Here is a 25590-nt window from a genome sequence, read left to right as displayed (position 1 = left end):
CCTTACGCTACTGTTGTTGTGATGTAAAGTTGTGACATTGCTACTGTCGGCACAACAACCTCATTCACAACAACTGATTTTTTAGAATTACCTTGTTCTACAGTTAAAGCTTCCTTATCGTAGTTTTCTAATGCCCGTAATGCTTGTAATTCCTGACGGTGTCTTACGATGTCATTCCAAAGTGATATTCTCCCCGCTTTATCATTCGGCACTTTACCAAGATAACGATTATTAAAGATATTTGCCGTATCAATTGCAATTTGGTCTAATACGCGAATCACTTGGTTCATGCTGAAATCTTCGTTTTTATCAACTGTAAACGATGTAAATGTGTTGATATCTTCAAGTACGCGAATTTCTTCACCAACACGATGGAATACATACTTTCCTGCTTTTAGTAATGCTGTTAATTGTTGTTGTGTTTGTGTCTCAGACATATCTAATGTAAATTCACCATCGTATTTTTTGTTTGTATTGGATTTATTAACTGCCACACCCGCTTGAGCACCGACCACCCAATAAACTGCTCCGAATACTTCTTCATCTTCACCAATAGCATCGTTTTGTACGTCTATAACACCCTCGTGGTCTGCATTTCCTAATTTATGCCCTACAAGCTGGAATTTAGCTCCGACTTGGTCACGTAACCGTTTTGTATATTCAATGTAAAGCGACTTGATAATTGGATCATCAGATAAACAACCAAGAGTATTAAATCCATAAGCTTCAAGAGCATCTAACGCCTCTTGGTGCGCTCCGCCTGTGATTTCATCGCCGTTTGAACCGCCTGATAATGGAGTGCCGGCAGTTTCTTGTAGCGTTGCAGTGTCTTTCCAAATAACAAAGTCATTATCGACTAATTCGCCTGCACTGGCTACAGCAATTTGTTCGTCAACGACAACGTTATCCAATAACGTTTGAACATCAAACTTAGTTGGCTCATCCACATTTGCTTGAATAACGATTTTAATGTCGTTTCCTCGTGCACCTTTATATTTAGCTGTTGCGTAATCATTTTGTGCTGCGGCTGCATTCACAGCCAGTTTATAAAAGTAAACAGTGATTGCATTTTTAAATACATCTCGAATACCTTTAAGTTTCGAATCTGTATAGTCATAACCAAAAATTTTACGTGAATCTTTTTGTAAATCCTCAACTGTCACCGTAAATACCTCGCCATCTGGACCCCAATCTAGTTGGATTGGTAAACCGACATATCCGCGATCAGATAGATTCACGAATGCTCTAGCTGCCGAAATGAAATTATGATAAACGCCCGGAAGTACTTTGTTTTGAGTTAAGAAAATTCCTCCACCTAATGCCACTATTTGTTGCCTCCTTTATAGAATTTCTCTAAAATTTCATCGACTTGCTCATGTGTGTACGTTTTGCCATCTTTTAATAGTGCGCTTAAAGCGTCTTGGTAATTAGCGTATTTCTCGCTTCGTAATAATTGTTCTTTTGTAAATTTTGGATTCTTATTTTCTTTTTTCGTTTTTGTTGTCTTTGTTATGTTTTTAGTAGACATATTTTCACCCTTTCGTGTTTAGGTGATGTTCAAGAGATTCCATAAACGGTACGTACTCGATTTCTTGTAAATAAAAATTAAAATTAATAAAGTTGTGTGCGTTGCCATCTACAATTTCGGTATTCCCGTTAGTACCAAGCATTACAGTGCCATTTAACAACGTTATTTCTTTTAACGCTTGTTGTACCTTCAACGCCGCATTCGAAGCCTCTGTGCGCCCGTTTCTCGGGAAATACTGAATGTTAAATAGTGTATTTACACGCCATCGTCCACCGATTTGTCGGATATTCTCTAAGTTCAGAAAGAGAATTAAAAAAGCGGGTGCTTCAAAGCCCTGCGGTATGTCGTCAGCATATATTCGATATTCGTCTCCAAAGACTTGATTTAGTTTAATAGAGATGGCTGTTATGATATCGTTAATTTCCATTCATCGCATCTCCTAACAATTTAACAAGTTTCTTTTCAATAATTTTTGGTGCATCTTTTTGTAATTCATCTGCAGATATCGTCATCATGAAGTGACCCGGAATCCAGCCTTGGTGGTTAGATGTCCTATGTCCATACTCCACGTAACTCGCGTAATGCACCGGATTTATAATATCAATCTCATAAATGTTACCTTTTTTCGTAACAGTCATGGATTGAGCAAAACCGGTTTTACCACCTATTCCTTTTATTCTTGTTTTTCCATCTTCGGTTTCAGTCCAATGTTGTTTTCCGGCTGTCCAACCCCTACGTAATGTACCACCAACATAACCTTTAACAGGCTTTTTCCATTTTGAAGGGTCTGCAACAGGTGTCCTTTTAATAACTTTTGCTAACATTCTAGCAGCCAATTCCTTCGCCATAGCCTCGCAAAACTTTTCCAATTCAGCCTTTTCAAGCTTTTGCATTCGTTCCTGCAACTTTTTCAATTGTCGATAATCAACTTTACCCCATCGCCTAGCCATTATGCATACTCCTTAAATAACTCAAGCGTTATATGTTGATGGTCCATGTGTACCTCTGGTTCGCCACTTCTTGTAAATTCTTTTGTCACTCCGTCTTGTGTAACAATAATTTTGCTTCCAGCAGGTATTTCTAATTCGGGTGCTAGAGATAGCTTGATAGTTTGAGAAATTATAGCAGGACCTCCATCGCTTGAAGCTGTTGTTTGTTTTACATAAGACAATTTACAAGGTTCGTTTTCGAATTTCGTTACTTCTTGATGTTTCGTGATTTTTGTTATTGGATCTTTATACTCTTCCCACACTTTCACCGTGCAAGTGCCACGATACAAACTTTGGATGGCTTTTCTTCGTGGACTTACCATGTTAGCCTCCTAAATTTCGTAAAATCATAGTCTTTATGCTGTAAATATTCTACCATAGCATTAAATTGTGCCTCCGGCGTGTCCTCTGCACCAATAGCATAAATTACATTTGTATCACCATCTTGCACTTGCTTAGCGATTGGGGAAAAGTCAATAGTTTCAATGTTTAATTGCCCCATACTCTTTTTTAGGTAAAGGAACTCACCGACCACCATATCGATTGCGATTTCGTTTAATTCGGTTGGCATTTCTTGTTGATTCGTTTGTGTTTTAATATGATTTGTTACTTTGTCGATAGAAAAGTTTAATAAAGTGTCTTCTTCATCCGAAATAGGTACTTTCAGTGAGTTTAATCGCTCTTTTACTTTGTTCAACATGCGAATCACTCACTTTCTTTTGATTTCGATTTAGAAGTTCTTTTTGGCTGCTCTTTCTTCTTAACAGCCGTATCATTGAATTGTTCTTTTGATACAACTTTTTCTTTTTCCAATCGCTCTTTTCGCTCTTTTTCAAGCAAATAAAACGTTGTTGCTCCCATGTAACCCCTCCTTTACATAAAGTAAAAAGGCTAGGGAATAATCCCTAACCTTATCCGTTCGTGACGATTTTTACGACACGAACTTTCTTCGGATCATAAACACGGTCGTAGTTTGCTGCATTTCCGATTTCTGCAAGCGTTGGCATTTCACCCGCCACTGCTTGTTCAGTCCAACGGAAACCACGAACGTGCATAATGAATTTTTGGCGGTTAATTAAAATGTCTTCACCTTTTAATGTGTTACGGTCTGTTTCAGTAGGAACTTTAGGACTTCCTGCAACATAACCAACAGCTCCAGAAGCGAATAAGTAAGACGTGTATTTTTTACCGCTAGTAGTACCATCAATAACGGGTAAGCTATCGTCCACAATTAAGGTTTTACCTTGGTAAGTACCGAAACCAATGTCAATTGTGCTTTCTGGCAGATATTCAACTAATTGTGCTTTTTGTAAGTTAGCATGCACACGAGAATGAACAGCAATTGCAGTGAATTTTTCTTTTGCATCTCCAAGTAATTGAGCAGCGTCGATAAATACTTCTCCACTAGCTGTTCCGCCAGTTCCATCTTCTTTAGAAACGTCAAGAATTAAATCTCCGTTGTCATTTGCTGCATTATCACCAAATACCCCGTCTAGCATTTTCAATAAAATCCGTTGCTGTTGACGTGTCCAATAACCCGCTACACGACTAGCAATAGCTCTCATTGGATCGGAACCAGCTAATTCCGCTGCCAAGTCTTCTGAACTCCACGCTTTACCAAATTCGAATATACGTGCCACGTCTTTTCCTGCTGTGATTTTTTCAGGAGTTAACGCAAAGTCAGATTGAATCGCTTCTGGATCTCCTTCTAAATCGTTCCAGAAAGGCATATTTACCATAGTACCGCCATTAGGAACAGTTACATTTGGTACAGGCCCCATAATTCCGGATCGAATTAATGCGTTTTGCTCTTCGATTGTATTAATAACATAAGGGTTAAAAACTTCAGGAATAATAATATCTGAAACTCTTGTTACTGCCATATTTACACATCTCCTTTAATTTATTTTTATAGTCCATAAAGCGTTGGGTTTCCTCCAGCTTGGATAATTAATTGTTTTGCTTGTTCTGGATTTTCTCGAATTAATCTTCCTTGTTCAGTTAAATTTAAATGTTCTTTGCTGAATGGATTTGGTTTGTTATTACCTGTTGGATTTTGGGCTCCAGGAGGCGTTTTTCCTTTCAACCCATCAGGAACAAATAAATAGTCATCAGTTTCTTTTAAGGATTTTATTTGCTCCTCTAAACCGACCAACTGACCATCTACCAGTTTAATAGCTTCGGTATTTAATAGCGCTTTAACAGCTTTTGGATTCTTCGCCTTTGCATCCCTTAGCGCGCTTTCAAGTGCAAAGTCGAATTGCTGCTGTTGAATTTTAGTTTCATATTCTTCTTGAATTTGCTGATTTTTAGCTTGCAATTCTTCAATTTGTGCTTTTAATTCATCGTTGCCAGCAGCTTTTGCTTTTAAATCTTCAAGTTGAGCGTCTCGGTCTTTAAGTTGTTGCTTTAAATCCTTAACCGTTGTATTTAGATCGTCAAACTTTTGTTTAGGAATCCAATTCCCGTTTGATACAATGTCAATCTTGTTGTCCCCAATCTTTTCCATAACTTGTGTATATAGTTCTTCACCTAATAACTCTTTTAAATCCATGTTTTTTCCTCTCCTTTTAATGTTTTTTAACGAGTTACACCTCTCGCTAAAGGAATCCGTTTGATTAACCCTCAAACCTTTAAAAAGGGCAAAATAAATAAGCAGTTTAACGACATGCTCAGGTCAAGATTAAACTACAAATCTCTTTTTCCACTCTGAATATTTAATATTGCTTGGAATGTAAATCACCTTACCATCACGATTACACGCAAACCTTTCGCCAAAGTTATCATCGAAATATGGAGCAGTCGTCGTTCTACATCTCGGATGGAAAGGACTCGCTGTTACTCCAGGCTCATATTCACTCATTTTGAACACTTTTCCGTCCATAGATTGACAGATTTCCGATGTTCTACTGTCTAATGTTGCTACGATTTCATAGCGTTCTACATCCAATTCTTTAAACGCTTCTTTCTGTGCCGAAGCACTAAAAAACGCTTGCTCGGTTTGAACTAATCGAGCAGCGTTTGCGCGAGATGTGTTCATTTTATTTTGAATGACTGAAATTACACGTTGAGGCCCTTCTCCACGAGCAAAAGCTTGTATTAATTCTTTGTGTAATGTATCGAGAAGTAAGTTTTTGTCACGCCAAATTCGAGCGCTAAACGTTAGGTTATCGGCTGTCCATGGTTTACTAATGACTTTTGCTAATACTCGTTCGTCGAGAGCTTGCAAAGTAAACCCAACGCTAAAGGCTTTTTGCACTTCAAATATCGTGTTATAGTATTGGTCCTGATATATTTCTTTCATTAGTCGCTCAAAACCCTCGATTTGACCACCATAGAGCTTTTCTATGTGTTGTTGAAGTTGTATCCGCAAACTTTCTAATCTACTTATATGGACTCTTGCAGATGCATTTTCAAGTTGCTTCATCCATTGTTGATTGATAGCGTTCTTTTGACCATATTTAATGTATTCCTCAACAGTCCAACGAAACTCTCTTAATTCATCAGATTTTAACAGTCTTTTTGCTTCTTCGAGTGTGATTTCATTGTTTTTAGCGAATCGGTTGTACCATTTGAGAATATCTGCTTCAATAGCTCGCATTGTTTGAATATACGCTTTTTCTAAGTCCCTGTAATACGATTCAGCTTTTCGAGTTTGTGCATCTTCCAGTAATTCAAAGCGTTTACGCCAATACTCCCTACTCTTGGTCATCTACTCCACCGCCATTCAGCTGGTTGAATGTAGTGTTGTAGTTATCAAACAATTCCATTTCCTTTTGTCGTTCTTCTTCAATTCGGGCCATTTCTTGGGCCACATCTTTAACCCAAGGATGATTTTCAAGGATCGTTGTTTGAGAAATGATACCTTGCGATTTTTGAGCCATGTCAATAATTTCAGACTCATTTGTAAGTAACATTTTGTTGAATGTGAATGTAATATCTCGATAATCAAGATTGCCAAGTTTCGCATGTCTCACATATTCCCCGACGAACCACATAAACTCACGTAAAGCTAATGTGAATTTACGTTCGAGAATACTAGCTTTCATGTCTAATAATGAATAAAGGTTTGTTAATGCCACACCTGAAGGAGCATCGCCAATGATATCAGGTGAAGGGTTTACACCTTGACCAAATGCATAAATGTTTTCTTTTAGGATGTCAATTTGTGTTTTGTATGAATCCACTGGTACTTCTGCTCTGATTGTTTTTACATCGCCATCGGTATCTAGTTTGATTGCTTTATAGCGTTTCAGATTGGCCATGAATTCATCGAGCTTTTCGCCTTCATAGCCAACGAGCGCCCATACAAGTGACTGCATATCCGACAATGTGTTCTGTGCATCAGAAACTAATAGATCATAAGCATCGATGATAGATTTGTAAAAATGTAAATCGCTTAATTCTTCTTCGTTGTTGGCAAATTTGATGAACGGTACGCGTCCCCATGACTTCCATTCCACGCCTTCTACGTCTGTGAAATGCGGTGCTGGATTCACTTCAACAGTTGCATCTAAATAAATCTGTCCGTTAATCATTTCGTAGTAGGTCACATCATCAGAAGTCCATAACTCTAATTTTGTTATATTATCATCAAGTTGATAGAATCGAATAGCAGCAACCAACTTTTTACGTTTCGAATAGTCGTAAATCGGAATTAATTGTTCCGCTGGAATTATCATGTAATCAAATTCGCCTTCTTCATTCACGAAAGGATGTAGCCATTCTAAACCTTTGTTGCTTGCACCCTTGATTAATTCAGGTATTGTATCTTCCCACCGTTCGCCAATGAGTTCTTGCAGTAAATCTAGGTGTTCTTGGTTATCACTTCGACTACCAAAGACCATTGGTTCACCGACTAAGTAAGCTGTCTTTTGGTCTACCAAGATTTTATGAAATCCCGAAACCACTTTTTCGTTAGTAGCTTCCGTATCAATCACTTTTACGCCATCTTCGTAAGAGTATATTTTTCTGTTTAAGATGTCTGATTCACCTTTATAGTATCGAACGCCTTCGTGCATGTGTGATGGGTCGAACGAATCGAAGAGCTCTTTAATAATCTCGGATGGTGTCGGTGCATTTTGTTCTATATATCGAATTAATTCGTCGGTATGTGTTTTTTCAAACATCTTTAACCTCCTTTAACGCAAAACTTGCATGCGTTTCTTAGAACGCATATCCTCGCTCATTGCATAACGTGTTGCGTCGATACTGTGGTTATCTTTATCTTCTAAACGCGGTTTAGGATTGCCATCTTTATCCGTTTGATAATCGATATTTTCAAACTCTCTAGCTGTGTTTGGTGTACGTAACGGATCAATGCAAATAAAATCTAAATCATCTAACCATTGTTCACCGTATTCAACACTGTCAGGACCTTTTTTAACACCTTTGATTCGTTTGATTCCATGCTCATGCTTTAGTTCATCGATTGATTTGGGTTCTGCTGAATCAGCGAATATTTCATCTGATTGATACCCTTTATCGTGTAGTTTCTTAGCAAACTCTCTATTACTCATTTTCACACCGTATATTTCGTCAAAGATATAGATACCATTCCTCTTTTTGTCGTAGTGAATACGAACATAAGCTAATGGATCCGTTGCATAACCAAAGTCAACACCATTTCGTATGTTATCAAAGTTCTTCACCATTTCATCAGTTATGCATCCTTTTTCGATGTGCAAGTTATCAAATGGTACGACACCAGAACCGATTGCCTCGCCTAAGTACTCCCATCTGTAACGTAATTCATTTCGTTCTTTAGCTGCATTTGCTTCTTCAATAAACTGTTTTGAAATGAATGGGTTATCTAAGTAAGTTGAGTGATGAACAAATGTATTTTCAGGAACAAATGCCGATTCGTATTTTTTATTAACCCATGATTGTTTTCGCTTTGGAGGGTTGTATGAATAGAAGAACTTATAAAAAAGACCATTACTCAACTCTCCACGCAATAAAGAGTTTGTAATGGTTGTAACTTCATCTTCTGTTTTGAACTCAGCTAATTCCTCAATCCAAGCAATGGCAAATGGAAAATTAGCACTTTTTAATGATTTAATACGCTCTGGCTCTAACGCTCCACGGAATACCATATAATTCCCTCTAGGAATGTATGTGATTCGCATTGGAGATTTATTAATCTTGAATAAATGTGCCACACCTTGTTCGTTTATGGCCCATTTCATTTGTTCAAAGATTGATAGTTCGATAGTATTGTCAACTTTTCTTATACCCACCGCATTAACGGGGTAACGCATGAGTAGTTGGACAATTATATGAGCAATACCTGAGGATTTACCAGAACCACGTCCACCTTTGCATACCACGTTTAATATATTTGGGTTAATAGTAGCTTTCCACACCGAATGAAATGCTTTTGGCAATAATTCTGATAGTCTTATGACAGTCATTCGCCATCACCGCTTATATCATCCACGAATGTTACAGCACCTTGCACATTAACGTCTTGTTTATCTGTCCACATGGCGTAACGTTTACCAAGTAGTTCAGCCGCTTTAATTCGTTCGCTCATAGTTGGCGGCATTTCTGTATTAATTTCTTCTTCACCCCCACCAACTCCGACTAATGTTGCAGCTCTTGCTTCGCCACGCAAAACAGATGTCAATGTTTCCAATATTTCTTGCTGATCTGCTATACGTTGTGACTTTAATTCTTTCATTCGAGCATCGATATAAGCTTTAATGTCATGTTTTGACAAGTTTTGTTCACCTATCTGTCTTGCCGAACGTTTACTATATCCTGCTTTGATCGCTGCTTGTGTAGCATTACCTAATTCGATGTAATAGTCAGCAAATGCTTGTTGTTTCGGCGTTAATTTCCTTACATTCAATGGCATCACCCCATTACGCTAATTGCTCGGTAAAATTAAAAAACACCCCGAAGGATGCTAAATTTATTTCCTCCGAATCGCCCCGCGCACACGCTTGTATGTTGGTCTATTTACGCCCATCAATTCAAGTATTTCACGCTTCGAATACTGTTCGGTTTTATGCTTATTTTGTTTTTTCAATTCATTCAACTTTTGTTTTGTCTGTTCATTTAATCGCTCATGTAATTGCATGTTCTCACCTTCTTTTTTTGCGATAGTCCGTTTACACTCTCAAATCCGCACCAAACAAAAAAACGAAATAAGAGGAGGATTTACACATGCCAATCGGTGAATGCGGATGTTTGGTGCAGGTTTCAAAGTATAAAAATACAACGCCGAGACCATTTGTCAGTCGATATTGATCGTCCGACGGTCAACGGCGTTGTGATTTAAATCGCCTTTCAAAAGGCCGTTTACTCTATGAGCAACCAGCATTCTCCTTCCACAACTAGGTGGATGAGCGATAGGTTAGGCCCACGAATTCGTAGTCCCAACCGCAAAATGGCGAGACAGGCAAGGATTCGAACCTTGCATGACGAGCATTTATCGACGGGTACGCGGTCAAACTGCGTTCCGCTCTGGTTCTTATTAGAGTCGAGCCTCCCATTACGCCATGCCTTTGGCACCGAAGCGTAGCTCGTCTTACGTCTAAGCGTCTTCCCTTTCCGCCACTGTCTCATATGTATTCAGCAGCCGGTTTTCCACGCCGACTGCTTCATTGACCAACTTTACGAATTGTGTTATTCGTGTATTTTTGAAATGCCGAAGCGGTTTTCCACGCCGCCCCGGACCTACCTCATATTTTACAGTTGGAAAATAATAGCTGTCACCTTTGTTAAAAGTGTTAAATTTGGTAAGTTTGGAAATACACTATTTCAACATACTTTCGATAATCGATTCTTTGATGTTTTTAATAGATACATGACTTAAAGCCATGTGCTGCCCAATCCAACGCATTGATTTACCTTCTAAGAGCCAATACAATACTTCTGCTTCTCTTGGTTCTGTTACTTTATCAACTCGTTTTTGCACTTCTTGAATTTTAAAAATATATTCATTGATTCGTTTTAAGTGTTTGTTCCGGCGCAACACTTCCGAGAACACCACATCACCTGTACTTCCAGCCGCTTTCGGCAAACTGGCTTCAACACCGTACTGCGCTATTTTTGCCCCTTTGAAGTCTAATTCGCTTTGTAATTCTTCGACTGTATTAATCATCCAACGATAGTCTTTAATCCATTGTTCTAACTTTTCTTTCGTAATCTGCCCTTTGCCCATCTGTTTGCCCTCCCATGCTATAATAGAGTTGAGTTGTTAGCTATGAGGGCAAGCTGCGGCTGGTTGTTAATGTGTGGCCGCAGCTTTTTGTTTACGACATCAACTTAACCGTTTAAACGAATCTGCGTATGCGATAAAGTAGTTAAAGTCTGGGTTAGACTTTTTCAAACGTTCTAATCGCTTTCTCGCCCATACTTCGGATGTATAGAATTTATTGTCGATTAACTGCGGTATACCGTTTTGCTCCGCAACAATAAACATAAGCGCAAGAAACATTAATCGATGCCCCCTTTTTTATTTCGCATTTTCATCGAAGTGTGACTATATTTGTGTCCGATTCACATCAAATAGTTCAACAACATAATTAACAAATTCATCATAAAATCCATTAAATTTCTTAGCGTTCATCTTTCTTAAGATTGGAATTAACTCATATTGATCAAATGATTTTACTGATTCTTGAAACATAAATCTTCCACGTTTTAATTTACCTTGATAGTAATCCATCCAAATATCATCTTTAGTTATAAATTGAATCCAATTATTATCTATATCCCACAATGCACTACATCCGCCCCACCCTTCTTTGTAATACATAAAATATATATCATTACCTCTCATTTTCTTCACAACATGTTTGTTCTCCCCATAAGCATCGTTCGGAAAAAGAAGAGCTGTCATGTTTCTAAATTCTTTATAAATTACATTTTCATTCGGATTATAATAATAACTAAACGGTTCTTTGTACCATTTATCTTGTGTCCAATTGCAATTAATTATTTCTGCCCAAGGTACAATAGGCAATTCCCCATCTACATAATACGAATCCCCTTCAAATTCTCTTACAAACCAATCGTGTTTTTCTGTCATCCGTTCGTGATATCTGTGTATTAAATTAAAAGCAACTCTTGGCTCATATCTATCAAAAACGTCTTTTGTTGGTAAATAAAACTTTTCCATATCAATCTACCACTCATTACACAATTTCGTTCATTTGTCACTTAATCTTCGAAGTGTGACATTAAATTTCCGTCACTTCTAATTCCCATTCTTCAATAACTTGCTTCATTAACTGATTAGTGAAACGGAAATCTCCATTTTCTGCTATTAATAAAGAATCTCCGTCTACATCGTAAACTGGATATTTTTCACCCTTTAGAAAAATCCTGCCATCCGCTTCAAAATTGTCTTTCGGACTAACATAATAAAGCAACTTACAATTCATTATTATCTCTCCTTTATTTCGAACTTTGATTCATTTGTCACTTAATCTTCGTACTACGCATTAATTTTTGTTAATTTATTCTCAAAATCGTTAATTGAATAATCTTCGATATGGTCACAAATTCTTCGGAATGTGCATTAAACCGTTAATTCTTCTTGCACTTTGACTATCTTAAAATCAACCTCATTTTTGTTGTACATTTTATGAGCAATAACATAATCAATAAAAAGTTCTCTCATGTAATTTAAGTCGCCACTACCGTAAAATTTTCCGTTTAAATAACATTTGTAATGCTCACGATTAATTGGTTTATATGAAAATTCAGCACCACAACTACAGATTGAATAATAACCATAAGTTTCTTTTCCACATTCAATACATTTAAATTTCTTTGGTACAATATTCATTTTTCTACTTCCTTTCTGTCGTTCAATGTGTCAAAATGCTACTTACAATAAACAACCATCAATTAACAATACTTCTGGTTCGTCACTTTCTAAAACTTCTACAATTTCTTCTACATCACTTAATTTTCCATCCTCACCAACAGCTTGCGAAAATTTCACAATTGCATAAAGTTCCGGTACTAATTTACATTCTTTTAATAGCTCATCAAATTCATCTTCTTCGCCAGCAACCACTTCGATGTACTTTTTTACAGCTTCTTCGTAATCTTTTGCTTTAATCAAAGCGTAGTATGGCTCGATAAATTCAAAGAACTTCAAAGCTGTTATATTGCTCATTTGTTATTCTCCTTTCCTTTGTCGCACTATGTGTCAATTGTTCACTAAGCACTTTCTTCTCTATCGCTGATTGTGTTATCTAACACTTCGCCAATCTTCAAAAACTCATCCCAAATGGCGCAACCCGGACAATATTTCACATTATTTCGCTCATTCCAGTTGATGCAATGTTTACAATGCAAATCGTAAAGCATTTTCTGTCTTTCCAATGCTGTTAATCGTACTTCTTTGTTGATAACCGCCATTCAAATCACCTTTTTGGCCTTTTTACGGGCTTTTCTGGCTTTTTTCAACTCGTCATGGGTTATCCATCCGCCGTCAATTTTTGAATACGTTATGACTTTTAGCTCATACGGATAACGGTACTCAAAAAGCTTTCTCCTCAACTCGAATTGCTGTGTGACCATTCCTTTTACATCCACCACTTCAACGTGTCCATCGGTATAGTAAACTTCAAAATCTGCATTATAAGTGATAGCTCTAAATGTCTTACCATTTTTCTTGAAACTATCTAACAATGTGTATTTTGGTTGCAACTCGAAATCTATTACGATACCTTGCGCTTTTAATAGTTTTAAATGTTTGTAATATCTTGCTTCCAGTGCAGAATCAAACTCGATTCCATCCACTACTACTTTCTTGTTTTTGTATTTTGTTTTTGCCATGTCGCCCTCCTTGGCACTCGCTTGATTAGAGTGCTGATAAAGAGTTGATAAAACTCTCATCAGCAAACTTACATTTAACTAATTTGTTTTTCATCCAAATGCGGAACGCCATTTCTAAACTTATACCCCATCCGTTCCAACTTCCCTCTTACTCCAGCTTCGCTGCGTTTTAAGTGACGGGATATCTCTTGTATACTGATTCCTTTTTTCATACTTTCGAGGATGTAGTCAATTTCTTTTTGCGTGTAAGGCCTGTGATTATCAAGATAAGCTGGACGGTATTTAATTCCCAAGTCTTGCAATCTACGTTTAACCGCTCCATGTGTTCGTTGCAGCTGGTCGCATATCTCTGGATACGTATAACCTTTTTCGACCATGTGTTTTAACAGATTATCATCCCTGCTACTCCATGGCGTATTATGTGGTTTTGGCACGTACATCTTTTTACGATGGTCTGCTCTGCGTTTTTCTTCCGCCCAATCTGGTTCGGGACCTAAATCCCCCTTCTCAAATCGACTAAAATCAATCATTTGTTTGTTTTTCTCTGCCCATTTCCACCAATCTTTGTATTTGATGACTTTGACTTTTTTTACTTTAGTAAAACGTTTATACATAACAGGTAGACCATATTTTTCTTCCCAATTTTTCATAATGCTGTAGTTAACTTTTATTGTTTTTGCTAATTCACAGATTGTAATTCCGTCGAAGGCTTTAATTGGATCGCCAAGCCCTAACTTATACGCTTTCACCTTTACGCTGTTTTCTGTACGATTTAACTTTTTGCATATCCCGGGTAGCGATACAGTGCCCCAACTAACTTCTAAATAATCGATTTCCTCTTGAGTCCAATGTCTTTTCTTCATACAACCACCCCTCAATAGTGATTTAGCTGTCGCTGATGATTGATTCGATTTTTCTCTAGATACGCTTCTTCGATTTGTTCCCATGTAAAACCGAGTCTTTGTTCAGCCATATTGAAAAAGATATAGCATACAGTTCTAAATGCATCTTTTCTTTTGCGTTCATCTTTAGATTTGATAAGAACAACCCAGTACATCAATTCCAAGAAAATGTCTTCTGTTTTTCCTACCAATTCATCATCCCAAACATATAAATCATCTACGGTATAGCCCAATTCGATTGCGATAGACAAGATGAAATGCAAACAATCGACGAACTCTTCAAGTAGTGGATTGATAATTTTATCCACTACCTGACCGCTATGACCGCACTCCCAACATGAATCGACATATTCACCATCACATGATGGGCATGTCTTATATGTTCTTTTTTCAATTCTCGGCTCTTGGTCATGGCTCCAAAACTTGAAACCACGCCAGCAATTTGCGAGTTCGCCGAGTTCAACTTGCAAGGCTAGAATCTTTTTATCTAGCAAATCTTGCCCCTGTAATCCTTTCTCCTCAACGATTTTTTTATCTAATTTTGCTTGTACTTCAAACAACTTTTGTAGATTCATTTCGATTCTCCTTTGCTAACCAGCGTTTTTCGACTAGAATTTGATATGGTTTTGAATCAGATTCGAAATATTTCGTTTCACTTACCTCTACATAGCCATATTGCTTGTGACGTTCGATCTCCTTTTCTAATTCGCATTTTGTTCGACCTTTAAGAATTTTTCGTTTATGATAGATGCTTAACGTCTCCATTTACATCACCTCGCTAAAACGGTAAGTTATCATCGATTGCATCTGGAAACGAAGTATTAAACGGGTCATTATTCGGTTGATTTTGACCGCTGTAGGCGTTTTGATTACTAGATTGATAATTTGTATTACCTTGACTAGAAAATTGATTCTGCGCTGAATTAGGCGTGTTTTTTGATTCAAGGAATTGGATTGATTCCGCAACTACTTCGGTGTAAAACACCTTCTTGCCGTCTTGGTCCTCATAGCTGCCGGTTTGGATGCGGCCATCGATGCCGACGAGGCTTCCTTTCCGCATGTAATTTGCGAGGTTTTCAGCTTGTTTTCTCCATGCTACACAGTTGATAAAATCTGCTTCTCTTTCGCCATTTTGGTTTGCAAACGGTCGATTAACAGCTAACCGGAACATTGCCAATGATTTCGAATTTATTAAACTCTGAACGAGCCATTTCATTGAAAGAATAAAATTCTCCATCCTCCATCCAACCAAAAGCACCATTTTTAAATAAAACTTCGTATTTTAAACCAAAATAAGATACAATATCCCCCTCATAAATCTCCTTGCCGTTTTTGTCGTATAAGCCTGTAAATTGCATTAAAATAAAACACATCGTTCCTTTTTCATTACCGTTCTCATCAATATCAGCTTTATCAAAAGCGAATGTTAAAGGATTTTCTTCATCGCCTTCGTATTGAAATGCTAAATTTTCAGATTCAACCATTTTGTTTTTTAAATTAAACCACGCACGAAACTTAAACCGTGAATTTACCATTTTTATCCCTCCAATGCTTTTCGTGCTTTTTCACCATAATCCAAAGTGATTTCTGCCCGTTCTTTGTTCTTTGCAGAATAGATACTTTCATCCGCATAAAACTCAAGCGCTTTACGAAACTTTTCCGCTTTTTCAGCTAGTTCCATCAACCAATGGTAATCATCGCCTTTTAATGTGACATTCCCTTGATTATCAACAATTGTTGGATTTAAATTTTCCAACCGTTCCTTATCGCTCATTTTCATTCACCCCCAACGCCTCACTCGCGATTTTATGAATCTTGTCATATGTTGGGTTGAAGTCGCCTAGCCCGCGAGTAATGGCTTCGATTTCTTTGAGCGCCTTTTCAAATTTACTTTCGAATTCATGTTCGGAAACTGTTGCTTCCGAATGATCGCCTTTCGCTGCCCATTCTCTGTTCAATCGAGCCGCGTAGTCATATGCTTCAAATTCATTTTCAATAACTTCCCACGGCTCTGTTTTATATTCGCCTGCATCAAATACAGTTACGACATACACTTTTGCCATTTCATTCACCCCTTAAAATCTCATCAAATTTTGATAGTCTTTGCTTCGCAATCTCCCGTCTGTAGCTAGTCGCTTTGTTTTCAATAGGCTGTGACATTTCGAGGATTCTGTCGTATGCACGATTTCCAATTTTGTCGATTAAATCAGCAGGCCGAATATTTGAAGTTGCTAGAATTGGTTTCTGACGTCTGTAACGTCCGTCAATAATCGTGAATACCGTTTCTTGCACCCAATCCGATGTTTTTTCTGCTCCTAGATCATCGATAATTAACAAGTCACAAATGTTTAATGCTTTTAAAATCTGCTGTTCGGTTTCTTTGTTGTTATAGTTAAATGTCGCTTTAATTTTGTTCAGCAGCTCTGGCATTGAAATGAATACAACGACTTTCCCGTGTTTCGTCAAATGATTATGAACCGCTGCCGCTAAATGCGTTTTCCCGTTTCCTGGTTCACCCCATATCATGATGGATTCGGGGCCGTATTCTTCAAAGTGTTCGGCATAATGTTTCGCGATTTTATAAGCATTTTCGCTGCCTGGCCGAACCTCAAAGTTTTCGAAACTAGCATTTAAGTATTTATCCCCGATGTTGCTAATCGAGAATAACTCACGAACTTCATTTTCTTCTTTGGCTCGTACCAGTCGATTTATTTCTTCCATTTTTGCTTGTTTCTCGCATTCGCAAATCGGTTGCACCCATCTTTTACGGCCGAGCACTTCGATTTCCATCGGAGGTACCTCTTGGCCACAGTGTGGGCAGATGTGCACATCAGAGTGAGAAGTCATCTTCTGACGCTCGATCAGATTGTCCATTACCGTTTGAATCGCGTTCACTTCGTCCACCTCGTTTTCGTTTAAATTCCGCGTCGTCGCGTTCGACTTCGGCTAAATTACTAATTCTTTTATGCTGCCAGTCTTTTAAGATAGTTTCGATATATCTTAGAGTTGCCCGATTTGATAGAACTGCCCGTCTAATAGCTTCTAAGATTAAGTCGTGAGGATAATCTTTAATCCAGTATTCAATTGTTTCTATTTCGATTGGTGACAGGTTATAGCGAATGTTTTCTTGGACTGCTTGGAATATTTCTTGGCTGCGATCAGCAGTATTAGTAGTAGTAGAATTATTATCAGTACTTGGTATATTCAATACTTGGTTATTATCAGTATTTAGTAGTGTCGGATTTTCTACTTCTTGAAAATCTACTTCTTGATTTTCTACTTCTTGAAAATCGGTAAGTAGAGACTTTTTAGGAACTTCATGAACAATAGTTTCCCACCTTACAATCCTTTGCCCTTCTCGTATAGGAACACGTTCAACATAACCATGTTCTTTCAGTTCGTTAAAACCCGATCTAAATGATGCTTTTCCATCAGATGCATGCGTTACTAATTCGTCCATATAAAACACCCAGTCATCCGGCATAGATAACAGATATGCCATTATGCCCTTAGCTTTCCAGGATAGCCGTTTATCGTTTAACGCTGTCCTGTTCATCACTACATAATTGCTGTTCTTAGCGACCCTTACAATGCCCATTGCCCTCGCCCTCCTTTATGATTGAGGGGATTTCTCCCCTCGCGTTAGATTAATGTTTGTTGCTCTGCGACTTGCTCTTGTTGCTGTTCTTCTTGTACTGGCTCCGTATCTTCTGCTTCAACTTCTATTTCAATAATGTTGCTTTCTGCTACATCTTTCGTAATGTCCTTAAATTCTCGCTCCTCGCTGTCTTCAATGAACGCTTGTTGCATTTCGATTGAAAGAATGCCCCATTTGCTCAGCATATTTTTGAGAACTGTTTTCTTGGCCATCGCGTCATAATCGTTTTTCCATCCGAAGTCAGACTTAGAAAAGCGTTTACGGTGCCGTTCGACTTCTTCTTTGGTCCAGTAGACTGTTTTCTTAAAACCGTTAATCAACTCAAAATAAGCTGCATATCCAACGATTGCATCCGATTGTTTTTTATCAAAATCGATTTCAAATTCTTCAGTGAGTCGGTTCCACTTTTGAAGTTCGCCTTCGTAAACTTCGATAACATTTATTGATTTATACTGTCCGGTACGTAAAGCTAATTGGATATAACCTTTGTAACCCAATTGAAAAGTTGCCCGGTTTCCATATGGTACAATCCACGCATAACCTAAGTTTTTATCGACTGGAAGATCCAGTGTGGCAGCGACCATAGCGCTGCCTATTACACTCATCTGGTCGCATTTTTGCAAGTTTGTATCGCTGTTGACCAAATTGATTACGCTAGTCATAAACTGCGGAGCCCTTTTTCCAAGCACTTCTTCAAAGCGTTTTTTCACGCTTTCACTGTTCATCAGCTGCTTGATTGTGTATCCGTGTACAGGGCTATTTTGACTTTTAGAAGCAAGTTTGTTTTTCAATGATTGTGTTGTAGCCATAACTTTTCACCCTTTCAGCTAATTTGTTTAATTCCAAATTTCCGGTAACTTGATTGTTTAATGACTTGTTCATATACATGAGGGAACTTCTCTTTCAATTTCTTAGAATCAACCTTGTTGGATACGATAGGCTTCCAACTGATTTGATAATTTCCTACCATTCCGTATTCAGCGTCTTTTAGCTCGTTTTTAATCTCGTTTTCCAACGCTTTTTCTTGTTCTTCTAATTGTTTAATTGTCTCTTTGAGGGAAAGTAATTCTTCGATTTTACTTTTATATTCATGTTTCAAATCAACGGTTTTTCCTCGTTCTGCGTCGGCGTAACGTTTTTTCAAATATTCTTCAGCAGCACTGGATCCATCAAGTTTTGGTGGTATATTTTTTTCAACGTGTTCGTGCCAAAAATGCTTTTCAGTTTCAAAAATCATGTTGATAAGTTCATCGTCGCGCTCAATTTCTTTCCAAAGAAACTTTTGTCCGCCAATTAGTACTGCAATATATGCCCGCTCATATTCGGGACCTAATACTCCTAAATAATGCTGAACTTGCACAATATACGTTTCCGGGATTTCATCATTTTTCCACTCATCAGCGTTGTATGCAGACGTGGTTTTGCATTCAAGGATGGCTTTTTCGCCAACCACCATTCTGTCTACATTTGCGATAATGAACGGATATTCTGGATGTTGGAACATTGCATTTCTGCGACGTACCTTTTTCCCGCTTCGGATTTCAAATTCTTTTGCAACCATATCTTCAAGCATTGTTCCCCAGTAAGCTGCCTCGCTTTGTGATTCTTGAGTTGTTACTTGACCTGTCTTTTCCAACCATAATTCAAAAGGTGTTTTCCATTTATTTAGACCAAGAACAATCGCTGCATCAGAACCGCCAAGCCCTTTTGTTCTTGCTTCCAACCACTCTTGGCGGTCCATTTCGAGCGTTGAAATTGCTGATACCATTTTCAGACCTCCTATGCTATAATTTCAGTAATTGAAATATTTTTTATTTGTAGGCCACTTAAAAAAGTGGTCTTTTATATTTCTTCGAGAGACCCATCATCCATGAGATACTCCCAAAGGCAGCTTGGACTGCAAAACAGTTCATCATCGAATGTTGCGGCGCCATCCCCTCCATAAATTGGTGCATCGCATGTTTTACATTTTCCTATTGGTCCTACCGCATCTTCCGGATAAACTCCGCCGAGGACCATTGGATTTTCGATATCGATTGGTCTCATGATTTCACCTCCTTGATGTAGTAAATCCATTCATCGAGGATTAACCCATCAGTGATTTCCTCAATGGAATCTGCATAATAAGTTATTGGGACATATCCTTGCCCTCGAATAATGCCTGTAAATTTGTATTTACGGCCGCCATTGATTACAGCTGTATTGCCATTAACCCATGTAATCATCACGCATCCCTCCTTCTTGGTGATAGAATCACCAATCTATCCACAACGTCGTCGCCACTGGAGCCTTTGCGGCCGCCGCTCGTCCGAATGGAGTCTTGGCGAAGCTGGGCTCGGTTGTAGATAGATTGCTAATCCCATCCGGCAGCTCATAATCCCCGTGGCTAACCAACCAAATGATTCGAGGAGTCGATTATGAACTGCTGGATAGGAGCGAGTTAGACTCGCAACCCATCATCATTTGTGTTATAATTGAATTAGTGTATATTAGTCTGCCGTTAACCATTTTGGTTAGCGGTTTTTTAATTGATGTGAATATATAAGAAAACTGTTAAGATAATTCCGAATAATAATGGTCCAAAGAACCAAATGAAATCTGATATGGTACCTTGTCCTTCGAAAAAGTAATCGTTGAGCCACTTCATCTGATCACCTTGCCTGATAGCAACAACTTTTGAATTAATGTCAACTTGCGCCATTTAAACTTTCGCACCTTTTGACCACCTCACATAAAATTCCTCGTTTTGATAAATCATGTATTGTTAAGTAAAATCTTCGTTGGTTTTCGAGCTTTTGTACTCGTTCAAGAGAGCGAAGCATATCTCTGTTTCTAGCGATAGCTAAATCAATTCGTCCGTCTTGAGTGTGCATTCTAATCATGTTTAAGAGATCATCAATGCACGCTTTCTCTTTTGCTATCTCAAAATTGATAGATTTTAAATCCATAACACCCCTCCTATAAACGCTGGAATCATTTGTAATAAAGTCAAAGCGTTGTTTAGCACATCTGCGCCGAACATCATTACTGCTGCCTGCGCTTCACAATTCGTAACCCTCACCCAGTTCATGAATGTTTTAATATCAACAAAGTATCGACCGCTTTCGATTTTGCTTACTGTCGATTGAGTTATATTGAGTTCGTAAGCAATTTGTTCTTGGGTCATTTTTGCTTTCTTTCTGAATTGTTTCAGCAACTTATGATACTCCTGGGTTACTTGCACGGCTTTCACCCCCCTTCAAATATTCCAAAATGGAATATATTCCGTCTCGGAATACCAAGTTAATTCGTTTGAGATTAAGATATTAGTAGAGGTTCTGCCCGGCCTCTAACAATACGAAGAATTACTATTTGCCCGTACATCTGCCCGATGTATTTTTTATCAGTACCATTCATCAACAATTTCTTTTAAAGCTTTAACGCTGCCTTCGTATTCCCAGAATCGTTTGCCCTTACCGTTTCTACGTTCGTACACTTTCATTCGTGGATCATGTAGAACGTATTTTTCTAAATACGAAGGTTCCATGCAGGTAAGTTCGGACATTTTCTTAATGTCCCAGTACAGTAACTTAGGTCGCATTACATCATTGATTAAACTTTCAATTTGTTTTTCAATTTTTTCTGTAGTAATTCCAGACATTTCTAAAATAGTTTTTATCAGAACACTTTCAGATGGTTGTTCCTGAATTTTTCTAACCATCAAAAGTCCTCCTTTGCAAAGGCTGTTTGCCCGACAGCCTTTTTATTTAACTAATTTCAATTGAGTTTGTTTATTGTAGCTTTCAATTTCAATTTCTAATGAAGTGCTTGGGCGCCATTTGCTAATGAAGTAAACCGCTTCATCGAATTTTGATTTCGGTAATTCACTATAACGTGGTAATTTGAAATGACGTTTAAAGTCACGCCACAATTCTGCAAAAGCTTTACGTGCTACTGCGTTATATGCAGGCGATTCATAACCACCAAGTATCTCTAAAACTTTCGCTTTACCCTGTGAATTTAAAGCATATTCTTGCGCTCCATCAATGCGCATGTATTCTTTTAAATAAGCAACATCGCTTTTTAGAGATTTAATTTCTTGATAGTTTTTTAGTGATGTTTCTAAAGCGAGTTCGATAGGATCTTGTGGAAGTTGCTTCTCTTGTGTAACACGATAATATTCATCTACTAACATTTCATAAGCTTCCCAAGCTTCGTCTGTATTTAGTGATTTCGCATGAAGCCATGCGCCTTTTTCTGTCCATAAGTACAATGCTGATGCATTTTTTCCAACCAGTTCCGAATTTCGGAAGTCGTTCTTAAATCGTTTTAAGTCTTCTCCTTGAAGTAAAATGTAATGTTTGCCTTCTTTGTAGCGTTCTTTGTTTTCGCTGAAATTTTTTGAAATGCGATCACTGCTTGTCCCATAGCTTTCAGCAAGCTGTGATGTAGTTAAAACACGTTGTCCTTTATGTTCAATCACTTGCAATTGATTCATTTACATACCTCCTAGTTTTTGCAGGATTCCTCTCTTTCCTGTCGAATATTGACAGCGGAAGGAGGTGTTGGTTGTGACTGAAAAACGTATAACTCTTTTAGAAACCGTAGATGGTAAACAATTTAAATCTCGTTATCATGACACCGAACGCACTTACTTTGCTCTAAAAGAAGATATAATCATCAGCTGTTCGAAATACAGTTCAGGTATCCTTGTCTTTGCTCGTGATGAAGATGATGTATTTGATTACATCGGTGATATACAAATCGATAAAGAAGATATAGGATTAACCGAAATATACATTCATAGCAGAGGCATCCAATCGTTGCAATTAAATCATTCAGACCATCTAGGTATCACAGTTAATAACGATTCTTTAAAAGATGTGACAATTCAGATTGATGAAGCTAAATCCAAACAATTTAAAGAGAAAAAATTCTTCGATTTTTAACAACCTTTCAAATCAGATAAAATAGCTTCTAATTCAGATTTAATGTATCTTTCTAACCTAGGAATATGTTTAGTTGGTTGTTCATTCGTTTTCTTGCTAATTAGAATCTTTAACCTCTCTTGACAACCAACTAAACGACTTGTTAAAGATGGATCGAATTCATACAAGATATTTTCTTTAACAAGATAATTTAATAAATCGTTCACTTTGGACAAAACATTTTCAGCTTGATGTTGAGTTAAGTTTTCCATTGTTTCATCTCCTATGCGGTTTTATCACTTTCTTGTAAACCTTGTATAACATCATTCGTAAAAAAAATATCGTATGGATCCCGTTTTAAAGCTTTAGCGATTTTTAAAGCCAACGTTACAGAAGGTTCTTGACCATGCAATTCAATATTAGTAATCGTTTGTCTAGTCGTTTTACAACGTCTTGCTAATTCTGCTACAGGCATTCCTACTTCTTTCCGAATTTCACGCAACTTATTATTGTAAGTCATGTATAACACCTCCTTGACTGTATTGTATTACATGAATTACACGTATGTCAATAATGATTTACAACATTTTTCTATATTTTTTTCATTCCATTGTGTAAAGTATGTATTACAGGGGGTGAGTATTTTGGAAACTTTAGGTGAGTATTTAAAAAAACTTAGAGGGAAAGAGTCTTTGCGCGAAGCCAGTAAACGTATTGGTATAAGTCATACTTATTTAGATACAATCGAAAAAGGTTATGATAAACGTTCTGGTAAACCGGTAAAACCTACACCAGAAACTTTAAAACTTATTGCAGATGGTTACCATGTATCTTATGAAGATTTAATGGCGCGCGCTGGTTATATTGAAGAAATTCCGGATGATAACTCTACCCCATTAGCTAACAAAGCCGAAAAAGACATAGCCAAACGAATACAAAAATTCAGAGAAGAAATTGAAAATTCGGATGGATTAGCATTCAATGGAGAACCATTATCAGAGGAAGCGAAAGAATCACTGATTGAATCGATGGAGTATATTTTTCGGCAGACGCAGAAGATCAATAAGAAGTATGTTCCTAAGAAGTTTAGGGATGAGGAGTAAGAGTTAGGAGGATGCAAATGAAAGAAATTATTTATTTAGACACTCAATTTCTAAATTCTTTTTTAGCTCAAAAAAACGACGGACTCCCTACGTTAAAAAGTCATGAAAGAGCAGAGGAAATCAAAGATGCATTAGAGTCTTCTGATGGGCATAAAAGCGGATCAAGTATTGAAGCTATTTTTAAAACTGGTGATTTTGAGATTCCACTTGTATTTAAGGGGCCTTCTGGTGAAATTAAAGGAGTTTGGAGACCTGGTACTTATTCAGAAGAAAAAGCTATAGCTTCTCAAACTGAAGCTGCAAAACAAATTATTTCAACTCAAATGCATGATAACGCCCTAGAGGAATTCATTATTTATTTAAATGAAAATACAGAAGATATTTATGTTACAGAGTTAACTGAAGATAAGAATTGTATTGGTAAATATGTTACTAAAAAAAGTACTTTTAATATTATTGATTTTGATTATTTAATCAAAATAATGCAAGCAGATATAATTAAAATGTTTATGTTTGATGAACTAGATAAAAAATTAGACGAGATAAATCAGCAACTTAAAAATATACCAAAAGCACAAAAGAATACTAAAGAATATCAACAAATGAATTCATTTTTTAAAGATAGAAAAGTAGAAATAGAAAATACGAAAAAACAAACTATTTCTGAATTAGAAAAAGTTGAAAAGATGTTGAAGTATTTGAAGGAAATTCTACCTAACTCAACATTTTTAATCGGTGATGGAATAATAGCACCGTTAAAAGAGGAATTTCTAAGAGAACAAGGAAAGGAATTAAGCTTTAAATATGGCAATTCTTCAAATTTAGAAATTACACTTCTGGGGAAAGTAACTGGGAAAATAAATAGCAGTGAATTACCTCAATTAAACGATATTGATATTGTATTACAGTTGCATCAAATGATTTATTTTATATTAGAATCATTAAAGTTAACAAAAAAAGGAGACCACATAGTCTCTCCTGTTGCTATTTATTTCGAATAAGCGAAAATCTTTTCCTTCTTTCCTCCATACGTTTTTTATGTTCTGAAATTTCTTGACGAACCTTTTTAGAGTGTTGAGATGCATACATTTGTTCTTCAATAACTTGATCCGCTATTTTTCTTATTAGCTTTTTATGTTCATTAAACAACATTTTCATTATCTCACACCCTTCAAAAAAGTAATTCTTATTATGTATTATATACAACTTTTCAGTTTTTAGAATAGGCATTATCTACAAAGCGAAGTGATTTTATGTGGTTGAAAGCTAAAGTACAAGAATTAGTAAATGAACACAAAACTTTCAACCCATTTGAAATAGCATCACAGAAAAACATCCATGTCATCAAATGGGATTTACACGAACAAATCAACGGTTATTATAAATACGATCGTCGAAATCGATACATAGTAATTAATTGCAACTTAGACGACGAGTTTCAACGTGTAGTATGTGCCCATGAACTTGGGCACGCAATACTACACACTAGAGTTAATACACCATTCATGACGAAGAATACATTTTTCTCTATAAACAAAATAGAACGCGAAGCCAATCGCTTTGCAGCCGAACTCTTAATCCCTGATGATAGTTTACTAGAATACAATAACATCTTTGACATCGCTTCTGCATATCAAGTGCCAGTTGAATTAGTCAGATTAAAATGTGAAGTCCATCATAAAAATTAAATCATTGTAGTC

46 protein-coding genes are annotated in these 25590 nt (G+C 37.2%); 4 read left to right on the top strand and 42 right to left on the bottom strand.

All coding sequences use genetic code 11. The features are described 5' to 3' along the window. Window positions 1–2: 2 nt before the first annotated feature. From DKZ56_RS13360 to DKZ56_RS13170, 39 genes are all read right to left on the bottom strand, one after another. Window positions 3–1325 carry a phage tail sheath family protein gene (locus tag DKZ56_RS13360; protein ID WP_208650428.1) on the bottom strand — a complete coding sequence of 441 codons (1323 nt, stop codon included), beginning with the start codon at window positions 1323–1325 and terminating at the stop codon, window positions 3–5. Next, window positions 1325–1528, bottom strand: coding sequence for a hypothetical protein (locus DKZ56_RS13355; RefSeq protein ID WP_208650427.1), 204 nt, complete (start codon window positions 1526–1528; stop codon window positions 1325–1327). The genes DKZ56_RS13360 and DKZ56_RS13355 overlap by 1 nt, the downstream gene beginning before the upstream one ends. Before the next feature lie 4 nt (window positions 1529–1532). Next, window positions 1533–1955, bottom strand: a complete 423-nt coding sequence (locus tag DKZ56_RS13350) for a phage tail terminator family protein (RefSeq protein WP_208650426.1) — start codon at window positions 1953–1955, stop codon at window positions 1533–1535. Next, the gene (locus DKZ56_RS13345; RefSeq protein WP_208650425.1) at window positions 1945–2478 is read right to left on the bottom strand and encodes an HK97 gp10 family phage protein; all 534 of its coding nucleotides are present in this window, start codon (window positions 2476–2478) and stop codon (window positions 1945–1947) included. The genes DKZ56_RS13350 and DKZ56_RS13345 overlap by 11 nt, the downstream gene beginning before the upstream one ends. Next, window positions 2478–2840, bottom strand: coding sequence for a hypothetical protein (locus DKZ56_RS13340; protein ID WP_208650424.1), 363 nt, complete (start codon window positions 2838–2840; stop codon window positions 2478–2480). The genes DKZ56_RS13345 and DKZ56_RS13340 overlap by 1 nt, the downstream gene beginning before the upstream one ends. Beyond that, window positions 2834–3217 carry a hypothetical protein gene (locus tag DKZ56_RS13335; protein ID WP_208650423.1) on the bottom strand — a complete coding sequence of 128 codons (384 nt, stop codon included), beginning with the start codon at window positions 3215–3217 and terminating at the stop codon, window positions 2834–2836. The genes DKZ56_RS13340 and DKZ56_RS13335 overlap by 7 nt, the downstream gene beginning before the upstream one ends. Before the next feature lie 5 nt (window positions 3218–3222). Continuing rightward, window positions 3223–3378 (bottom strand): hypothetical protein, encoded by a 156-nt coding sequence (locus DKZ56_RS13330; protein ID WP_208650422.1) that lies wholly within the window; start codon window positions 3376–3378, stop codon window positions 3223–3225. A gap of 50 nt (window positions 3379–3428) precedes the next feature. Continuing rightward, window positions 3429–4400, bottom strand: coding sequence for a major capsid protein (locus DKZ56_RS13325; RefSeq protein ID WP_208650421.1), 972 nt, complete (start codon window positions 4398–4400; stop codon window positions 3429–3431). 26 nt (window positions 4401–4426) lie between these two features. Continuing rightward, window positions 4427–5071 carry a phage scaffolding protein gene (locus DKZ56_RS13320; RefSeq protein ID WP_208650420.1) on the bottom strand — a complete coding sequence of 215 codons (645 nt, stop codon included), beginning with the start codon at window positions 5069–5071 and terminating at the stop codon, window positions 4427–4429. A 129-nt stretch (window positions 5072–5200) separates the two neighbouring features. Continuing rightward, on the bottom strand, window positions 5201–6229 hold the full coding sequence (locus tag DKZ56_RS13315) for a minor capsid protein (protein WP_208650419.1): 1029 nt from the start codon (window positions 6227–6229) through the stop codon (window positions 5201–5203). Then, on the bottom strand, window positions 6216–7646 hold the full coding sequence (locus DKZ56_RS13310) for a phage portal protein (protein ID WP_208650418.1): 1431 nt from the start codon (window positions 7644–7646) through the stop codon (window positions 6216–6218). Before DKZ56_RS13310 ends, DKZ56_RS13315 begins: the two co-directional genes overlap by 14 nt. Window positions 7647–7658: 12 nt before the next feature. Beyond that, the gene (locus DKZ56_RS13305) at window positions 7659–8930 is read right to left on the bottom strand and encodes a PBSX family phage terminase large subunit (RefSeq protein ID WP_208650417.1); all 1272 of its coding nucleotides are present in this window, start codon (window positions 8928–8930) and stop codon (window positions 7659–7661) included. Further along, window positions 8927–9370, bottom strand: coding sequence for a terminase small subunit (locus DKZ56_RS13300; protein WP_245989471.1), 444 nt, complete (start codon window positions 9368–9370; stop codon window positions 8927–8929). Before DKZ56_RS13300 ends, DKZ56_RS13305 begins: the two co-directional genes overlap by 4 nt. Window positions 9371–9433: 63 nt before the next feature. After that, window positions 9434–9601 (bottom strand): hypothetical protein, encoded by a 168-nt coding sequence (locus DKZ56_RS13295; RefSeq protein ID WP_208650415.1) that lies wholly within the window; start codon window positions 9599–9601, stop codon window positions 9434–9436. Between the two features lie 678 nt (window positions 9602–10279). Beyond that, complete coding sequence (locus DKZ56_RS13290) at window positions 10280–10687, bottom strand: helix-turn-helix transcriptional regulator (RefSeq protein WP_208650414.1); 408 nt, start codon at window positions 10685–10687, stop codon at window positions 10280–10282. Window positions 10688–10786: 99 nt separating this feature from the next. Then, entirely contained in the window at window positions 10787–10963 is a 177-nt protein-coding gene (locus tag DKZ56_RS13285; RefSeq protein WP_208650413.1) for a hypothetical protein, read from the bottom strand. Window positions 10964–11008: 45 nt separating this feature from the next. After that, window positions 11009–11647, bottom strand: a complete 639-nt coding sequence (locus DKZ56_RS13280) for a hypothetical protein (RefSeq protein WP_208650412.1) — start codon at window positions 11645–11647, stop codon at window positions 11009–11011. A 61-nt stretch (window positions 11648–11708) separates the two neighbouring features. Beyond that, complete coding sequence (locus DKZ56_RS13275) at window positions 11709–11912, bottom strand: hypothetical protein (protein WP_222837118.1); 204 nt, start codon at window positions 11910–11912, stop codon at window positions 11709–11711. Window positions 11913–12049: 137 nt separating this feature from the next. After that, window positions 12050–12319 (bottom strand): hypothetical protein, encoded by a 270-nt coding sequence (locus DKZ56_RS13270; RefSeq protein ID WP_208650411.1) that lies wholly within the window; start codon window positions 12317–12319, stop codon window positions 12050–12052. A gap of 42 nt (window positions 12320–12361) precedes the next feature. Next, a complete protein-coding gene (locus DKZ56_RS13265) occupies window positions 12362–12655 on the bottom strand; it encodes a hypothetical protein (RefSeq protein WP_245989469.1) in 294 nt (97 codons plus the stop codon). Between the two features lie 44 nt (window positions 12656–12699). Further along, complete coding sequence (locus tag DKZ56_RS13260; RefSeq protein WP_208650410.1) at window positions 12700–12900, bottom strand: hypothetical protein; 201 nt, start codon at window positions 12898–12900, stop codon at window positions 12700–12702. Beyond that, a complete protein-coding gene (locus DKZ56_RS13255; protein ID WP_208650409.1) occupies window positions 12901–13320 on the bottom strand; it encodes a DUF1064 domain-containing protein in 420 nt (139 codons plus the stop codon). Between the two features lie 74 nt (window positions 13321–13394). Further along, a complete protein-coding gene (locus tag DKZ56_RS13250) occupies window positions 13395–14183 on the bottom strand; it encodes a hypothetical protein (protein ID WP_208650408.1) in 789 nt (262 codons plus the stop codon). Window positions 14184–14194: 11 nt separating this feature from the next. Continuing rightward, window positions 14195–14797 carry a dUTP diphosphatase gene (locus tag DKZ56_RS13245; protein WP_208650407.1) on the bottom strand — a complete coding sequence of 201 codons (603 nt, stop codon included), beginning with the start codon at window positions 14795–14797 and terminating at the stop codon, window positions 14195–14197. After that, on the bottom strand, window positions 14775–14987 hold the full coding sequence (locus DKZ56_RS13240; protein WP_208650406.1) for a hypothetical protein: 213 nt from the start codon (window positions 14985–14987) through the stop codon (window positions 14775–14777). The genes DKZ56_RS13245 and DKZ56_RS13240 overlap by 23 nt, the downstream gene beginning before the upstream one ends. 13 nt (window positions 14988–15000) lie before the next feature. After that, window positions 15001–15393 carry a single-stranded DNA-binding protein gene (gene ssb / locus DKZ56_RS13235; RefSeq protein ID WP_342775808.1) on the bottom strand — a complete coding sequence of 131 codons (393 nt, stop codon included), beginning with the start codon at window positions 15391–15393 and terminating at the stop codon, window positions 15001–15003. Continuing rightward, complete coding sequence (locus DKZ56_RS13230; protein WP_208650404.1) at window positions 15374–15757, bottom strand: YopX family protein; 384 nt, start codon at window positions 15755–15757, stop codon at window positions 15374–15376. The genes ssb and DKZ56_RS13230 overlap by 20 nt, the downstream gene beginning before the upstream one ends. A 2-nt stretch (window positions 15758–15759) precedes the next feature. Beyond that, on the bottom strand, window positions 15760–15996 hold the full coding sequence (locus tag DKZ56_RS13225; protein ID WP_208650403.1) for a hypothetical protein: 237 nt from the start codon (window positions 15994–15996) through the stop codon (window positions 15760–15762). Further along, complete coding sequence (locus DKZ56_RS13220; RefSeq protein ID WP_208650402.1) at window positions 15986–16285, bottom strand: hypothetical protein; 300 nt, start codon at window positions 16283–16285, stop codon at window positions 15986–15988. Before DKZ56_RS13220 ends, DKZ56_RS13225 begins: the two co-directional genes overlap by 11 nt. A 1-nt stretch (window position 16286) precedes the next feature. Then, window positions 16287–17117: an ATP-binding protein gene (locus tag DKZ56_RS13215; RefSeq protein WP_245989468.1), complete on the bottom strand. Its 831-nt coding sequence runs from the start codon at window positions 17115–17117 to the stop codon at window positions 16287–16289. Continuing rightward, complete coding sequence (locus DKZ56_RS13210) at window positions 17053–17820, bottom strand: DnaD domain-containing protein (protein ID WP_208650401.1); 768 nt, start codon at window positions 17818–17820, stop codon at window positions 17053–17055. Before DKZ56_RS13210 ends, DKZ56_RS13215 begins: the two co-directional genes overlap by 65 nt. 44 nt (window positions 17821–17864) lie before the next feature. Then, window positions 17865–18689 (bottom strand): recombinase RecT, encoded by an 825-nt coding sequence (locus DKZ56_RS13205; protein WP_208650400.1) that lies wholly within the window; start codon window positions 18687–18689, stop codon window positions 17865–17867. A 14-nt stretch (window positions 18690–18703) separates the two neighbouring features. Next, window positions 18704–19648, bottom strand: a complete 945-nt coding sequence (locus DKZ56_RS13200) for a YqaJ viral recombinase family nuclease (RefSeq protein ID WP_208650399.1) — start codon at window positions 19646–19648, stop codon at window positions 18704–18706. Between the two features lie 74 nt (window positions 19649–19722). Continuing rightward, on the bottom strand, window positions 19723–19926 hold the full coding sequence (locus DKZ56_RS13195; RefSeq protein WP_208650398.1) for a hypothetical protein: 204 nt from the start codon (window positions 19924–19926) through the stop codon (window positions 19723–19725). Beyond that, a complete protein-coding gene (locus DKZ56_RS13190; RefSeq protein WP_208650397.1) occupies window positions 19923–20105 on the bottom strand; it encodes a hypothetical protein in 183 nt (60 codons plus the stop codon). Before DKZ56_RS13190 ends, DKZ56_RS13195 begins: the two co-directional genes overlap by 4 nt. 462 nt (window positions 20106–20567) lie before the next feature. Continuing rightward, complete coding sequence (locus DKZ56_RS13185; RefSeq protein WP_208650396.1) at window positions 20568–20828, bottom strand: hypothetical protein; 261 nt, start codon at window positions 20826–20828, stop codon at window positions 20568–20570. Continuing rightward, window positions 20819–21103, bottom strand: a complete 285-nt coding sequence (locus DKZ56_RS13180) for a helix-turn-helix domain-containing protein (protein WP_208650395.1) — start codon at window positions 21101–21103, stop codon at window positions 20819–20821. The genes DKZ56_RS13185 and DKZ56_RS13180 overlap by 10 nt, the downstream gene beginning before the upstream one ends. Before the next feature lie 159 nt (window positions 21104–21262). Beyond that, entirely contained in the window at window positions 21263–21580 is a 318-nt protein-coding gene (locus tag DKZ56_RS13175; RefSeq protein ID WP_208652289.1) for a hypothetical protein, read from the bottom strand. Between the two features lie 42 nt (window positions 21581–21622). Beyond that, window positions 21623–22357 carry an ORF6C domain-containing protein gene (locus tag DKZ56_RS13170; protein WP_208650394.1) on the bottom strand — a complete coding sequence of 245 codons (735 nt, stop codon included), beginning with the start codon at window positions 22355–22357 and terminating at the stop codon, window positions 21623–21625. A gap of 73 nt (window positions 22358–22430) precedes the next feature. Here DKZ56_RS13170 and DKZ56_RS13165 point away from each other — a divergent pair, with 73 nt between their 5' ends. Then, window positions 22431–22808, top strand: a complete 378-nt coding sequence (locus DKZ56_RS13165; RefSeq protein WP_208650393.1) for a hypothetical protein — start codon at window positions 22431–22433, stop codon at window positions 22806–22808. On the opposite strand, the gene DKZ56_RS13160 is transcribed toward DKZ56_RS13165, so the two are convergent. Next, window positions 22805–23059 carry a hypothetical protein gene (locus DKZ56_RS13160; protein ID WP_208650392.1) on the bottom strand — a complete coding sequence of 85 codons (255 nt, stop codon included), beginning with the start codon at window positions 23057–23059 and terminating at the stop codon, window positions 22805–22807. The two genes, DKZ56_RS13165 and DKZ56_RS13160, sit on opposite strands and share 4 nt — an antisense overlap. Before the next feature lie 11 nt (window positions 23060–23070). Continuing rightward, complete coding sequence (locus tag DKZ56_RS13155; RefSeq protein ID WP_208650391.1) at window positions 23071–23307, bottom strand: helix-turn-helix transcriptional regulator; 237 nt, start codon at window positions 23305–23307, stop codon at window positions 23071–23073. 124 nt (window positions 23308–23431) lie between these two features. Here DKZ56_RS13155 and DKZ56_RS13150 point away from each other — a divergent pair, with 124 nt between their 5' ends. Together DKZ56_RS13150 and DKZ56_RS13145 are read left to right on the top strand one after the other, a co-directional pair. Continuing rightward, window positions 23432–23890: a helix-turn-helix domain-containing protein gene (locus DKZ56_RS13150; protein ID WP_208650390.1), complete on the top strand. Its 459-nt coding sequence runs from the start codon at window positions 23432–23434 to the stop codon at window positions 23888–23890. A gap of 17 nt (window positions 23891–23907) precedes the next feature. Next, window positions 23908–24891 carry a DUF6414 family protein gene (locus tag DKZ56_RS13145; protein ID WP_208650389.1) on the top strand — a complete coding sequence of 328 codons (984 nt, stop codon included), beginning with the start codon at window positions 23908–23910 and terminating at the stop codon, window positions 24889–24891. On the opposite strand, the gene DKZ56_RS13140 is transcribed toward DKZ56_RS13145, so the two are convergent. After that, the gene (locus DKZ56_RS13140) at window positions 24875–25048 is read right to left on the bottom strand and encodes a hypothetical protein (RefSeq protein WP_208650388.1); all 174 of its coding nucleotides are present in this window, start codon (window positions 25046–25048) and stop codon (window positions 24875–24877) included. The two genes, DKZ56_RS13145 and DKZ56_RS13140, sit on opposite strands and share 17 nt — an antisense overlap. Window positions 25049–25143: 95 nt before the next feature. Between DKZ56_RS13140 and DKZ56_RS13135 the strand changes: the two genes are divergently transcribed. After that, entirely contained in the window at window positions 25144–25578 is a 435-nt protein-coding gene (locus DKZ56_RS13135; protein WP_208650387.1) for an ImmA/IrrE family metallo-endopeptidase, read from the top strand. The last annotated feature ends 12 nt before the right edge of the window (window positions 25579–25590 follow it).

Origin of the sequence: Ureibacillus thermophilus (assembly GCF_004331915.1) — a bacterium.
In the GTDB taxonomy this organism is placed as follows: Bacteria; Bacillota; Bacilli; order Bacillales_A; family Planococcaceae; genus Ureibacillus; species Ureibacillus thermophilus.
The sequence above is the reverse complement of the archived record's forward strand: the minus strand, read 5'-3'. Positions and strand labels throughout refer to the sequence as shown.